We start from the raw sequence: 13,450 nt of genomic DNA on the forward strand, positions 1-13,450 counted from the left end.
ACTTCAGATCACGCTCACGCAGGCGTCGCAGCGCGCTCCATCGCGCGCTGCAAGGTCTCGTAGACCTTCGGCCGGTTGCACTGCGAAGCATTGAAGCGCAGAAAACCAGCCGCATTGCGCGCCACGCTAAACACATTGCCCGGCGCGAGCACCACGCCATCGGCGAGCGCCTCGCGCGCGACCTGCGCCGCGTCGAGCCCATCGGGTAGTTGCGCCCACAACAACATACCCGCCTGCGGCCGCGTCCAGGCCGTCAGGCCCGCCGATGCGAGGCGGCGCAAGGTCTCGCCCATCGCATCGGCAAGCTGCGCACGCAGCCCGTCCAGATAGCGCCGATAGGTCCCGTCCACCAGCAGACGCTGCACCAGATCGGCCGCCAGTTCGCCATTGCCGAACGACACCGAGAGCTTGAGATCGACGAGCGGCTCGACCCAGTCCGCGCGCGCCGCGATGTAGCCGCAGCGCGCGGCCGCGGTCATGGTCTTCGAGAAACTGCCGATCGCCACCACGCGCGCGAGGCCGTCGAAGGCGGCGAGACGCGGTGCGGGATCGGTTTCGAAGTCGGCAAAAATATCATCCTCGACGATCAACAGATCGTGTTCCTCGGCGAGCTTGAGCAGCCGGTGCGCAATCGCGGGCGCGAGCGTCGCGCCGGTCGGATTGTGGATTGCCGAATTGGTCACGTAGAGGCGCGGCCGATGCTCCTTGAGCACGCGCTCGAACGCGGCCAGATCGGGGCCGGTGGGCGTATAGGGCACGCTCACGACCTGCACGCGATGCACGCGCAGCAGCGCCTGAAAATTGAAGTAGCACGGATCGTCGACGACCACGGTGTCGCCGGGTTCGAGCAGGAAGCGGCACAGGATGTCGAGCGCCTGGCTGCCGCCATCGGTCAGGACGATCTGCTCGGGTGCGGCCTCGATGCCGTGCTGGCCGAGCCGCCACGCCAGTTGATGTCGCAGCGCGGGCAAGCCTAGCGGCGTGGCGTAATCGGTGAGTTGGGCGCGCGGGTCGCGGGCGATGGCGCGCAGCGCGCGCCGCACCGCGTCCTGCGGCAACCACGCGGCGGGCAGCCAGCCGCAGCCGGGACGCAGCGCGCGTGAATCGGTTTCGAGCGACTGGCGCGTCAGCCAGAGCGGATCGATTTCGCGGTCGAGCTTGGGAGCGGGCGTCCCGTGCATGCCGCTCAGCCCGCGCGCCAATGCCGCGCCGCCGTGACCCGCCACGAAGAAGCCGGAGCCCCGCCGGGCCGCCAGCGCGCCTTCTGCCACGAGGCGCTCGTAGGCCTCCACCACGGTCGACTTCGACACGCCCATCTGCTCGCTCATCGCACGGATCGACGGCACGCGCGCCCCGCCCGCCAGCGCGCGCGTCGCAATGCGCTCGCGCACGGCCTGCATCACCTGTTAGACGCGGGTTAGCGCTGCTGCGGATGCGCTGCTTGTGTTCTTTGTGTGCTTTGCGTGCAGCGTGTGAAGCGTGTCTTCCATCTGTACTGCTCCGTATCCAATACAGTTTGTCGAAATTGTACTGATGCTTAGCTTACCGGTTTGTCCCAGCACGCGCATGATCGGCCGATCGGCTCAACGCTCACTTCCTCGTCGAATTCATGCCCAAAACCCTCGATACCACCACCGACGGCTGGCTCTGCGGCCTCGCCGGCGTGCTGATCTTCAGCGGCTCCCTGCCAGCCACGCGCCTGGCCGTGCTGGGCCTCGATCCGCTGTTTCTGACCGGCGCGCGCGCCACGCTCGCGGGCGCGCTCGGCGTGTTGCTGCTGGTGCTGTTTCGGGCGGCGTGGCCCGAGCGGCGCGAACTCTGGCCGCTCGTCATCGTGGCGCTGGGCGTGGTGGTGGGTTTTCCGCTGCTCACGGCGCTGGCGCTGCGGCATGTGAGTTCGGCGCATGCGATTGTGTTCGTCGGCCTGTTGCCGCTGTCGACGGCGCTGTTCGGCGTGCTGCGCGGCGGCGAGCGCCCGCAGCCGGTGTTCTGGCTCTTCTCGGCGCTGGGCAGCGCCGCCGTGGTGGCGTTCGCGCTGCGCCACGGCGCGGATGCCTCGCCCGTCGGCGACGCGCTGATGCTCGCCGCCATCGTGGTCTGTGGGCTGGGCTACGCAGAAGGCGCGCGGCTCTCGCGCCGGCTCGGCGGCTGGCAGGTGATCTGCTGGGCGCTGGTGATTTCGCTGCCGGTGATGGCGCCGCTCGCGTGGTGTTTCATGCCGGCTTCGTTCGCAGCCGTGAGCGCGGCGTCGTGGTGGGGGCTCGCCTATGTGTCGCTTTTCAGCATGTTGATCGGCTTCGTGTTCTGGTATCGCGGCCTGGCGCTCGGCGGCATCGCGGGCGTCGGCCAGTTGCAGCTGCTGCAGCCGTTCTTCGGCTTCGTGCTCGCCGCGCTGCTGCTTCATGAGGCCGTGCCGCCCGCGATGATCGCGGTGACGGCGGTCGTGATCGGCTGTGTGGCGGGGGCGCGGCGCTTCGGCCGCGCCACGCCCGCTCCGGTGCGTGCGGGGTGAATGCTTTACGGATCGGATTCGAACGCGCGATGCAGGCGGCGGATTTTTGACGCGCTTCATTTCGGCTCGCCCGCGAGGCATAGTGGATGCGAGCGCCGCGCCGCTTGCGCGGCACCTTGACTCCGCATGCCGATCATGAACGCACCGCACCCTGCCGCGCCGCTGCTGCGCGACGCCACGCCCGCCGACTTCCCCGCCATCGCCGCGATTTACGCGCATCACGTGCAGTACGGCGCGGCTTCGTTCGAAGAGACGCCGCCTTCGCTCGACGAGTTGCTGCGCCGTCACGCCGCCGTTCGCGAACACGGCTTGCCGTGGATCGTCGCCGAAATCGAGGGGCGTGTGGCGGGCTATTGTTACGCCACGCCGTATCGGCCGCGGCCGGCCTACCGTTTTACGATCGAGGATTCGATCTATATCGACGAAGCATTTCGCGGACGCGGCCTTGGACGCACCTTGCTGGCCGCGCTGATCGAACGCTGCGAGGCGGGACCGTGGCGGCAGATGATCGCCGTGGTCGCCGACCCGCAAGGCGGATCGCTCTCGCTGCATGAAAGTCTGGGCTTCGAGCCGGTGGGGACGCTGCGATCGGTGGGGTTCAAGCACGGTGCGTGGCGCGATACGGCGCTCATGCAGCGTACGCTGGGTGAGGGCGCCGATAGCATCCCAGAGAATTAAAAGTATGGATTCCCAGGTAATTGCTGGATCAGCCTGACGCCTGGTCCAGCAACATGTCATAAAGCGCCTGCGCCGCCGGCGAAAGATGCGCGGCCTTGCGCGCGAGCAATACCAGCGTGCGCGACACGTCCGGCTCGATCAATTCGATCACGCGCACCATCGGGAATACATCCTTCTGCACCGCCAGCCGTGGCACCACGGCCGCGCCCAGCCCCTGCGCAACCAGTCCAAGCGCAGTCGAACTGCGCTGCACCTCGTAAAACGCGCGCAGATTCACACCATTGGTTTCGAGCGCGACATCGAGCAAGCCGCGATTCGCGCTCACCTCGCCCGCGAAAATCAGCGCATGCGCGCCAAGCGCCGACCACTTCACACGCCGCCGCTTCGCCAGCGGATGATCGTCGCGGCACACCAGTACATAGGGATCGGTTGTGAGCGGCACGCTCGTCAACTCGGGATGCTGTTCGCCCGCCACACCAATGCCGAATTCCGCCTCGCGTCTGAGCACCGCAGCGCGCACATGCGAGGAAGCATGATCGAGAATGCGTACGCGATCATGCGGACGGCTCGCCGAAAAGCGCCGTAGCACGCGCGGCAGATACTGCACACCGATTGTCGGCACACAGGCAATCGACACATCGCCGCGCTGACTCATGCCGGTTTCGCGGATTTCGGTGAGGGCATCGGCCAGTTCGCCTAACAGACGGCGCGCCTGCGGCAGAAAGCGCTCGCCGATTTCCGTGAGCGCGCAATGGCGCGTCGTGCGCTCGACCAGCACCACGCCCAGATACGATTCGAGCTTGCGCAGCCGCTGCGTGATGGCCGTTTGCGTGACATTGAGCGTCTGCGCCGCCTGCCGGAAGCTGCCGCCTTCCGCGATGGCCACGAACGCCTGTACGCCGAGTGTGTCTATTTTCATCAGAAATTGGCATCAATTCGTCGATTTATTTCATTTTACTGATTTACGCCGGGCGACCAGAATACGCGCATTCCACCTGCCGCACGGCGCGGCACGCACAAGGAGAACGCCATGGCGAACGCCCACCTCACAAACGGCGGCGGCTACGCAAAGCAGTACGTACAGTTCGAAAGCGAGCGCACCCGGCCCGTGCGCGATCTGCTGGCCGCCGTGCCTGCCACACCGGTAAGCCATGCGATCGACATCGGCTGCGGGCCGGGCAACTCCACCGAATGCTTGATCGCGCGTGTGCCCGACGCACAGGTGAGCGGTCTCGACGCGTCGGCGGATATGCTCGACGCCGCGCGCGAGCGTCTACCGCAAATCGACTTCACGCTCGCCGATATCGCACAATGGAGCGCCGCCGTACCAGACCGCGCGCCACGCTACGATCTGATGCTGGCGAATGCCGTGCTGCAATGGCTGCCCGATCACGACACGCTGTTTCCGCCGCTCGTGCAGCGTCTCGCGCCCGGCGGCCATCTGGCGATCCAGATGCCCGACAATCTCGATGAACCCGCACACCGCCTGCTGCGTGAGATCGCCGCCAACGGGCCGTGGGCGAGCCAGTTGGCGAACACCGCGCGCACCGAACGCTACGACGCGCGCCACTATTACGCGCTGCTCGCGCCGCTCTGCTCGCGCGTTGACGTCTGGCGCACGACCTACTATCACGCGCTCGCGGGCGGCGCCGACGCCGTGGTGGAATGGTTCAAGGGCAGCGCGCTGCGGCCTTTGCTCGCTGCGCTCGGCAATGACGAGGAGCGCGTGGCTTTCACGGCGCGCTATCGCGAGTCCATCGCGCAGGCCTATCCCGCCTTGGCCGATGGCACCGTGCTGTTGCCGTTCCCGCGCCTTTTCATCGTCGCCACGAAAGCCTGAGCTGAACACACAACGTTAGCGAACGCAGCTGGGGCGAGCGCGCCCTTAAAATAGGTCCTCCCGCGAGCCGCTCGCAGCTGGCACGCACGCTTATTTCGAGGATCATCGCCCCATGCAATCGCTACTCGCGCACGTTCATCCGTCCAACTGGAGTTTCCTGTGGGACGCGCTCACCGCCTTCGCGCTGCGCCTGTGCGCGGCGGTGGCGATTCTGTGGCTCGGCTGGTGGATCGCGCGGCGCGCGGGCAACTGGCTGTCGCGCCAGGGCAGCATCGACGCCACGCTGCGGCCCATCGTGCGCGACAGCGCCGTGTGGGGCGTGCGCCTGATCGCGATCGTCGGCGCGCTTTCGCAGATCGGCATTCAGACCGCGAGCATCGTCGCGGTGCTGGGCGCGGCCGGTCTTGCCATCGGCCTTGCGCTCCAAGGCACGCTGCAGAACATTGCCGCCGGCATCATGTTGCTGCTGCTGCGCCCCTTTAAGGTGGGCGACTATATCGACGGCGGCACCAACGTTGCGGGCACCGTCGAGGAAGTCAATCTCTTCACCACGCGCCTCACCAAACCCGACGGCATCTGCGAATACGTGCCGAACAGCGCGCTGTGGAGCAATTCGATCCGCAATTACAGCCGCAATCCTACGCGCCGTCTGGATCTGGAAGTGGAAGTCTCGGTGCGCGACGACGTGAACCGCGCCATCGACGCGCTACGCGCGCTCGCCGCCGCCGATCCGCGCGTGCTGGCCGCGCCCGCGCCGCAAGTGATGGTGACGCGGTTCGACGATAGCATCGCAGTGCTGAATATTCGCGTCTGGGCCAATATCGATACGTACTGGGAAATGCGCTGGGAACTCTCGCGCCAGGTGCGCCAGACGCTCAACGACGCGCACTTTGCGTTGCCGCTGCGCACGCGCGAACTGCACATCGTGCAAAGCGGCGAGCCTGCCGCTCAGCAAACGCCTTGATCACGCAGGCGTCGGCAGGCGACGAAATAGCGTGGGATAGTCGATCACCAGACCATCCGCATCGATCTTCAGATTCGCGGTGAAGTCGCGAAAGATGCCTTCGTAACGGTATTCGCGGTCCGGCTCGATGCACACGTACGCCTGGGCGACGCGCGTGGCGCCGAGTTCCGGCGCGGCAATATAGGCAACCTCGACCGGACGGCGCTCGCCGCGCGCGAGACCCAGGCGGCGGATCGGCAGCGTGTTGGTGAAGGGCGTGGCGGCAAGGTCGATATCGATGCAGCCATCGATTGCGTCGAGCGCGCGGCCCGCGCCATCGCGCCAGTGACCCAGACCGTCGCCGTGCATGGCGAAGCTCGCGCCGCCCATCACGCGAAACGCCGCGTAGGTCACGCGCCAGTGCGGATCGCAGTGCACCGTGTAGCAGAGTCCGTACGCCTTTCCATAGCGCTGCCCGACGACCACGCTTTCCACGCGGATCGCGCCGCCGCTCGCGTCGAACGCGAGATGTTCGATGCCCTCGCCTTCTTCCGAAGCCCAACGTACTTCGCGCATGGTGCGTCTCCGTGCAGAGTGTGCTGAATGTGTCGAACAGGCTCGATCGCATCCCGATTCGGGCGGATCCGGCGCTTATGCTAACAGCCCCGCAAATAGCGACTATCACGCCTGCGCACGCGCACGGCGGCGCGCTTCGCCTATGCTCGCGAAGCGGCGCGTGCCGTGTGTTCTTCGCCGCTTGATCGCGTGTTCGCTTGTTCGCCTGTTCGATTCTTCGCTTTCGTCCCACCATGTCATCCTACGCGAGCGTTCGCGCCGCTTCCCTCGATTCCGCGACCAGCCTCGCCGAGCCCGTGCGCACGCTGCTGCGCAGCCTCGGCCAGATCGTCCTGCAAAAGCACGCAGGCACGGGCGTGTGCGTGCTTGCCGCGCTGGCGCTCTGCGACCTGCGGCTGGCCTGCGCGGCACTGCTCGGCGCGACGGCCGCCAACGTCTGCGCGCTGCTGGGGCGCGCGCCGTTCGACGCGATCTGTGACGGCCTGGCGGGCTTCAACGGTGCGCTCGCGGGTCTTGCGGCTTTCACCTTCGCCGCCGACACCGCCACGGCCTTCGCGCTCACGCTGCTGGCTGCGGCGTTCAGCGCGTGGCTTGGGACGCCGCTGGTACGTGTGCTGGGACGCGCTCGCCTCGCGGTGTATTCGGCCCCGTGCCTGGCCGCAACATGGCTCTGGATGGCGCTGGGCGCGGGCGGTGCACGCGCCGCCGCCGCGCCCGCCACGTTGCCACCCGCTCTGGATGCAACGCATGCGTTTTCGGGCCTGATGAGCGGCCTCGCACAGACCGTATTCGCCTCCGGCACCCTGGCGGGCCTGGTGCTGCTCGCGGGCATCGCCTGGTCGTCGCGGCAGGCGGCGGCCTTCGCGCTTGGCGGCGCCGCGCTGGCAAGCACGCTCGAATACGCGCTGGGCGCGCCGCCCGCCAGTTTCGCCGCCGGCCTGTGCGGCTTCAACGGCGCGCTCGCCGCGCTGGCCGCAAGCGCACTGGGGCCGCGCGCCTCGATCTGTGCGACGATGCTGGCCGCAGCGCTGCATCTGGCCGCCGTGCGCCTTGGCCTGCCCGCGATGACCGCGCCGTTCGCGCTCGCAGCCTGGAGCGCGCATCTTGGGTGGCGCTTGCTGGCACCCGGCCTGCGCCAACCGGACAACCCCACCGCACGCTGAAGGAGCCGCCATGTCATTCGCCCATCGCCCAACCGGCATCGCCGAAGCCGCGCCCGTTTCCGCAGCGGAACGGCAACTACGCATCGACCTGGCCGCCGCCTACCGCCTGATCGCGCTCTACGGCTGGGACGACCTGATCTACACGCACGTTTCCGCCGCCATACCGGGCGAGCCGGGGCGCTTCCTGATCAATCCGTTCGGCCTCGCCTTCGACGAGGTGTGCGCCTCGAATCTCGTCAAGATCGACACCGAAGGCCGCATCGTCGGCAACATCGAACACCCCGTCAATGCGACCGGCTTCGCGCTGCACGCCGCCGTGCATCTCGCGCGCGCCGACGCCCTTTGCGTGATGCATCTGCACAATACCGCGGGCATCGCCGTCTCGATCCAGCGCGACGGCCTGCTGCCTGCCTCGCAGCATGCCCTGCGCTTTTACGGCCAACTGGCGTGGCACGACTACGAGGGCCTGGCGTTCACGCCCGCCGAAGGCGCGCGTCTGACCGCGAGCCTGGGCGACAAACCCGCCATGCTGCTGCGCAATCACGGCACGCTCACCACCGGCCGCACCATCGCCGAAGCCTTTGTGCTGATGGCGACGCTCATCAAGGCCTGCGAGATCCAGTTGCAGGCGCTAGCAGGCGGCGTGCCGCTCGTCACGCCGCCGCCTGAAGTCTGCGCGCGCACCGCGACGCAGTTGTTCGACGGCGGCGCAATCGAAGGCGAACTCGAATGGCCCGCGCTGCTGCGCAAGCTCGATCGCCTCGACCCGTCATATCGGGACTGAATTTGCCTGCATCGTTTTGCACTTCAACCACGGAGATCGTCATGCCCACATTCCGCGTCGAACTATTCGAAGGCCGTAGCGTCGAGAAAAAGCGCGAACTCGCCGCTGCACTCACCGAAACCACCGTCAAGGTGCTGGGCTGCGATGCCCAGTCCGTCGACATCATTTTCCACGACGTCAAACCGGAAAACTGGGCGACGGCCGGCAAGCTATGGAGCGATCCGCGCTGATCTTCGCATGGGCAATTAGATCGTCATCCTGATTATTTATGTACGAAGCGCCGCGTTGCCCACGGCGCTTTTTTATTCCCGAACGGTCCCGGAAAAAAATCCGGTTCGAACACCGTTTCTGCGCGCACCTGGGCCAATTGACGCACCATGCGCGCGCAGCTTGAAAATTGACGCATATTGCCGCAGCGCGCATCGCTTGCGTTAGATCAAGTCTCGGCGACTATCGCCTCTAAATTAATCCATATCAATGCTTTAGCGCAGTCAATCGACACTTGACGATTGACTGCTGCGACATGCTGGCGCATATCGCCGCGCAGCAAAGCGCGCGCGCTTCCCCTACGCTTACGTCCATTCGCACGACGCTTCGCGCGACGGTTTCCACGTACGCTTAAGGCACATAAGGCACCCACATGCCCCCGTCCCTCCCCGCTTTGCCTGCTATATCGGCATTCGATCTGGCCCGGCTCCAGTTCGCCTTCACGGTCTCCTTTCATATCGTCTTTCCGGCGCTGTCCATCGGACTCGCGAGTTTTATCGCGGTGCTCGAAGCGTGCTGGCTCAAGACGCGCAAACCCTTCTATAAAGAGCTCTGCCACTTCTGGTCGAAGATCTTCGCCGTGGCCTTCGGCATGGGTGTCGTCTCCGGCGTGGTGATGAGCTACGAGTTCGGCACCAACTGGGCCGGCTTTTCCTCGTTCGCCGGTCCCATCACCGGGCCGCTGCTGATGTACGAGGTCATGACCGCGTTCTTCCTGGAAGCGGGCTTCCTCGGCATCATGCTGTTCGGCTGGAACCGCGTGAGCGAGCGCGCCCACTTTGGCGCCACGCTGATGGTCGCCATCGGCACGTTGATCTCGACGTTCTGGATTCTCGCCTCCAACAGCTGGATGCAGACGCCCCAGGGCTTCAAGATCGTCGATGGCCATGTGGTGCCCACCGACTGGCTCAAGATCATCTTCAATCCATCGTTCCCGTACCGCCTCGCGCACATGGCGATTGCCGCCTTCATCGTGGCCGCGCTCGTGGTGGCCGCGACGGGCGCGTGGCACCTGCTCAAAGGCCGTCGCGATCCGGCGGTCAAGAAGATGTTCTCCATGGCGCTGGGCCTGCTGCTCGTGCTCGCGCCGGTGCAGGCCTTCGTGGGCGACGCCCACGGCCTGAATACGCGTGAATACCAACCCGCCAAGATTGCCGCGATTGAAGGCATCTGGGACACCGAGCATGGCGGCACCGCGCTCAACCTGTTCGGCATCCCCGACATGAAAGCCGAGACCACACGCTACGCCGTGCAGGTTCCGCACCTTGGCAGCCTGATTCTCACGCATAGCTGGGACGGCGAGATTCGCGGTCTCAAGACCTTCCCGCCCGAAGATCGCCCGAATTCGACGCTGATTTTCTGGACCTTCCGCGTGATGGTTTGCTTAGGCATCCTGATGATTGTGCTGGGCGTCGCCGGCTGGTGGCTGCGCAAACGCGGCACGCTCTATGAATCGCGGCTGTTCCAGCGCTTCGCGCTGCTGATGGGCCCGACCGGGTTCATCACGCTACTGGCCGGCTGGATCACGACCGAAGCCGGCCGCCAGCCGTGGGTGGTGTATGGCGTGATGCGCACTTCGCAGGCGGTGTCGCCGCTCACCGCGCAGCAAGTGGGCATTTCGCTGACGGCCTTCGTGTTCGTCTATTTCCTCGTGTTCGGCACCGGCATCTATTACCTGCTCAAGCTGATGCGCAAAGGCCCGGCGCTGCCGGGCGCGCCAGGGCATGGCGGCCATGAGGGCGGTGACGGCGGTGATGGCGAGCACGTTGTCGAAGCCCATCGCGCAATCGCCGCGAACCCGACCGCGCGCCGACCGATGGCCGCTGTCGACGAGCTGATCGACGCCTGACGCGCACGTCCATCGACTCGCAGCGACCCTTCATACGCACACAGAAACCGCACACAGAAACGAGGCAACGCAACATGGATGTCACCGTCATCTGGGCCGCGATCATCGCGCTCGGTCTTTTACTCTACGTCGTGCTGGACGGCTTCGATCTGGGCATCGGCATCGTCTTCCCCTTCTTCCCGGACGAGGAAGAACGCAACCTGATGATGAACACCGTCGCGCCCGTCTGGGACGGCAACGAAACGTGGCTCGTGCTGGGCGGCGCGGGGCTGTTCGCCGTGTTTCCCATCGTCTACTCGACGGTGCTCTCGGCGCTCTATCTGCCGCTGATCTTCATGCTCGCGTGCCTGATCTTCCGCGGCGTGTCGTTCGAGATTCGCGCCAAGGCCAATCGCACCCGGCATCTGTGGGACCTGGCGTTCATCGGCGGCTCGACCGGCGCGGCGTTCTTCCAGGGCATCGCGCTGGGCGCCTTCCTGCAAGGCATTCCAATGCAGGACGGCCACTTCGCGGGCGACGCCTTCGGCTGGCTCACGCCGTTCAGCCTGCTTACGGGTTTCGGTCTGGTGGCAACGTACGCGCTGCTCGGCAGCTGCTGGCTGGTCGCCAAGACCGAGGGCGATCTGCAACGCCGTCTGCACAAGCTCGTATGGCCGCTCACGGTCATGCTGCTTGGCTTTATCGCGCTGGTGAGCCTGTGGACGCCGCTGCAAGATCCGTCGATCGCCAACCGCTGGTTCTACTCGGGCCTGTTCTGGCGTCTTGCGCCGGTGCCGCTGCTGGTGGTGGCCTGCGCGGTGTGGATGCGCTGGGCCGTGCAGTCGCGCCATCACAAGACGCCGTTCGTGGCCGCGCTCGCGCTCGTGCTGCTCGGCTATGTCGGCCTGCTCGTGAGCCTGTGGCCCTACGCGATCCCGCAACACCTCACGCTCTGGGAAGCCGCCGCGCCGCGCGAAAGCCAGACCTTCACGCTAATCGGCGCATCGTTCATCCTGCCCGTCATCCTGGCGTATACGGCGCTCGGTTACTGGGTCTTCAGAGGCAAGCTCAATCATGGCGACGCTCACCACTACCACTAAGTCCGGATCGACGAAGCGCGCGCTGCCCGGCTGGCTCTGGTTCGTTCTGCTGTGGTGCGGCGGCGTGGCCGGCGCGGTCTCGCTCGGTTACGCGTTCAGGATCTTCATGAACCTCACTCTGTTCGCCGTGAAATAGCGCACGCCCGTACGCCCAGCCGCACCCGACCCGCGCGCCGCGTTAGACTGTAGGCCGTCTGTAACTTCGATCATAAGAACCATGCAACAGATGACCTTCATGGAATGCGTGAAACGCGCGTGGGTGAGCGCCGGGGAAGCCGTCACGCGCATGCCCGCCGTGGTGCTGGGCGCGTTTGTCCTCTACGCCGCGCTCGGCTGGCTTGCGCTGGCTGGCAGGCCGATCCCGGGCGAAGGCGATGTGCCGTCCGCCGGGCTGATTCTGCTGGGCAACGTGGCGTCGATCTTCAACGCCCTCGTCTACCTCTGGTTCACGCTCAAGGTCTACCGCTTCGTGCTGCTCGGCGAGCTTACGGCTCCCGTCATGCCGAATGGCGCGCGTCCGATGCTGCGCATGCTGGGCCTGGGCGTGCTGATGTGTCTGTTCTTTATCGCCACCGGCGCGGGGCTCTGGCTCGCGCTGACGCCCCAGAACACGGCGAGCGAGCTCTTTCTCGCGCTGATCGTGGCGGTGATCTGGATGTTTGTCGGCGTGCGTGTGAGTCTGCTCTATCCGGCGCTGGCGATTGGCGGGCGCTTTTCGCTGGGCGCGGCGTGGCGCGATACGCAAGGGCACTTCTGGAATCTGTTTGGCGTCTCATGCGTGGCGGCGCTGCCGCTGCTGGTGTGCGGCGTGATTGCGCTGATCGGCATGGGTCTCGCGGGCATCTCGCCCGCTGTCGTGCAAACGCCTGGCTGGTTCATGGCGCTTGCGATCATGCAGAGCGTTGCCAACCTCGCTTTCGCGCTGCTCACCAGCACCGCGCTGGCGTGGCTTTATCGACGCTATGCGAATGCGCTGGGAACTGCGGGCGCTTCCACGCACGAGGTTTAGGCCAGCCTCACCATACGCCGGGCACGAACCGGTACTTCACCCGCTCCAGATACGCGCGATAGCCCGGCAGTTCCGCGGCTAGCGCGCGCTCCTCGCGCACCGCCCGCCAGCCGACGCCCGCCACCATCGCGGGAACCCACGCCAGCCCCCACCAGGATCCCAGCATCAGCGGCGTGCCCGCCAGCAGCAGGATTGCGAACGCGTACATTGGGTGGCGCACATAGGCATACGGTCCGCTGTCGCTCACCACATGGCCGCGCTCGCGCTGGATTTTCACGACCGGCGCCGCATAGCGATTGGCCGCGAACACGCCCCGCGTCGCATAGATATCGATAAAGATCGCCACCGCGCCGCACACGCTGAGCCACGTCGGCACATGCGACCAGTGAAAGCGCACGGCGTCGAGGCCAATAAAGCACAGCCACGCGCACCACAGCAGCGCGACCGCCATCATGAACACGCGATCCCATCCGGCCTGCTCGCGCTGCGTGAACGGCGCGAGGCGCTCGGCGAGCAAACCCGGATCGGTGCGAGCGAGCCACAGGCCGATCCACGCGCAACATACGGCCCATTCGAGCAGCCAGAGCCACGCGGCGGCCCACGCCAGCGTGCCCGCTCCGACGAACAGCAGCACACCCTGAAACATCAGCCAGATGAAGGTTTGCGCGAAGAGCCGCGCCACCAGCGGCTTGTTCATCGTCTCCTCCTTCGCGCCGATTTTCAGCGCCGGTCTTCAGCGCCGATAACGCG

Annotated in this window: 15 protein-coding genes; 11 read left to right on the top strand and 4 right to left on the bottom strand. The window is 66.1% G+C overall.

Going from position 1 to position 13,450, the window contains the following annotated elements:
• Positions 1-14: 14 nt before the first annotated feature.
• Entirely contained in the window at positions 15-1,400 is a 1,386-nt protein-coding gene (locus tag F4827_RS26850; protein WP_183729388.1) for a PLP-dependent aminotransferase family protein, read from the bottom strand.
• A gap of 209 nt (positions 1,401-1,609) precedes the next feature.
• Here F4827_RS26850 and F4827_RS26855 point away from each other — a divergent pair, with 209 nt between their 5' ends.
• The gene (locus tag F4827_RS26855; RefSeq protein WP_183729221.1) at positions 1,610-2,512 is read left to right on the top strand and encodes a DMT family transporter; all 903 of its coding nucleotides are present in this window, start codon (positions 1,610-1,612) and stop codon (positions 2,510-2,512) included.
• A 126-nt stretch (positions 2,513-2,638) separates the two neighbouring features.
• Complete coding sequence (locus F4827_RS26860) at positions 2,639-3,190, top strand: GNAT family N-acetyltransferase (RefSeq protein WP_183729224.1); 552 nt, start codon at positions 2,639-2,641, stop codon at positions 3,188-3,190.
• 28 nt (positions 3,191-3,218) lie between these two features.
• On the opposite strand, the gene F4827_RS26865 is transcribed toward F4827_RS26860, so the two are convergent.
• Positions 3,219-4,109: a LysR family transcriptional regulator gene (locus F4827_RS26865; RefSeq protein ID WP_183729227.1), complete on the bottom strand. Its 891-nt coding sequence runs from the start codon at positions 4,107-4,109 to the stop codon at positions 3,219-3,221.
• A 111-nt stretch (positions 4,110-4,220) separates the two neighbouring features.
• Between F4827_RS26865 and tam the strand changes: the two genes are divergently transcribed.
• Positions 4,221-5,030: a trans-aconitate 2-methyltransferase gene (gene tam / locus F4827_RS26870; protein WP_183729230.1), complete on the top strand. Its 810-nt coding sequence runs from the start codon at positions 4,221-4,223 to the stop codon at positions 5,028-5,030.
• Between the two features lie 112 nt (positions 5,031-5,142).
• On the top strand, positions 5,143-5,994 hold the full coding sequence (locus tag F4827_RS26875) for a mechanosensitive ion channel family protein (RefSeq protein WP_183729233.1): 852 nt from the start codon (positions 5,143-5,145) through the stop codon (positions 5,992-5,994).
• Here the strand turns inward: F4827_RS26875 and F4827_RS26880 are convergent, their stop codons facing one another.
• Complete coding sequence (locus tag F4827_RS26880) at positions 5,995-6,549, bottom strand: putative glycolipid-binding domain-containing protein (RefSeq protein WP_183729236.1); 555 nt, start codon at positions 6,547-6,549, stop codon at positions 5,995-5,997.
• 233 nt (positions 6,550-6,782) lie between these two features.
• On the opposite strand from F4827_RS26880, the gene F4827_RS26885 reads away from it, so the two are divergent.
• The 7 genes from F4827_RS26885 (at position 6,783) to F4827_RS26915 (ending at position 12,700) form a co-directional block, all read left to right on the top strand.
• Positions 6,783-7,712: an urea transporter gene (locus F4827_RS26885; protein ID WP_183729239.1), complete on the top strand. Its 930-nt coding sequence runs from the start codon at positions 6,783-6,785 to the stop codon at positions 7,710-7,712.
• 10 nt (positions 7,713-7,722) lie between these two features.
• Positions 7,723-8,496, top strand: coding sequence for a class II aldolase/adducin family protein (locus F4827_RS26890; RefSeq protein WP_183729242.1), 774 nt, complete (start codon positions 7,723-7,725; stop codon positions 8,494-8,496).
• A 41-nt stretch (positions 8,497-8,537) separates the two neighbouring features.
• Complete coding sequence (locus F4827_RS26895) at positions 8,538-8,726, top strand: 4-oxalocrotonate tautomerase (protein WP_183729245.1); 189 nt, start codon at positions 8,538-8,540, stop codon at positions 8,724-8,726.
• Between the two features lie 410 nt (positions 8,727-9,136).
• Positions 9,137-10,612 (top strand): cytochrome ubiquinol oxidase subunit I, encoded by a 1,476-nt coding sequence (locus F4827_RS26900; protein ID WP_183729248.1) that lies wholly within the window; start codon positions 9,137-9,139, stop codon positions 10,610-10,612.
• Between the two features lie 74 nt (positions 10,613-10,686).
• Positions 10,687-11,691 (top strand): cytochrome d ubiquinol oxidase subunit II, encoded by a 1,005-nt coding sequence (cydB, locus tag F4827_RS26905; RefSeq protein ID WP_183729251.1) that lies wholly within the window; start codon positions 10,687-10,689, stop codon positions 11,689-11,691.
• Positions 11,666-11,827: a hypothetical protein gene (locus F4827_RS26910; protein ID WP_183729254.1), complete on the top strand. Its 162-nt coding sequence runs from the start codon at positions 11,666-11,668 to the stop codon at positions 11,825-11,827. The genes cydB and F4827_RS26910 overlap by 26 nt, the downstream gene beginning before the upstream one ends.
• Positions 11,828-11,908: 81 nt before the next feature.
• The gene (locus F4827_RS26915) at positions 11,909-12,700 is read left to right on the top strand and encodes a hypothetical protein (protein WP_183729257.1); all 792 of its coding nucleotides are present in this window, start codon (positions 11,909-11,911) and stop codon (positions 12,698-12,700) included.
• A gap of 7 nt (positions 12,701-12,707) precedes the next feature.
• On the opposite strand, the gene F4827_RS26920 is transcribed toward F4827_RS26915, so the two are convergent.
• A complete protein-coding gene (locus F4827_RS26920; protein ID WP_183729391.1) occupies positions 12,708-13,385 on the bottom strand; it encodes an isoprenylcysteine carboxylmethyltransferase family protein in 678 nt (225 codons plus the stop codon).
• Between the last annotated feature and the right edge of the window lie 65 nt (positions 13,386-13,450).

Origin of the sequence: Paraburkholderia bannensis (assembly GCF_014200455.1) — a bacterium.
In the GTDB taxonomy this organism is placed as follows: domain Bacteria; phylum Pseudomonadota; class Gammaproteobacteria; order Burkholderiales; family Burkholderiaceae; genus Paraburkholderia; species Paraburkholderia bannensis_A.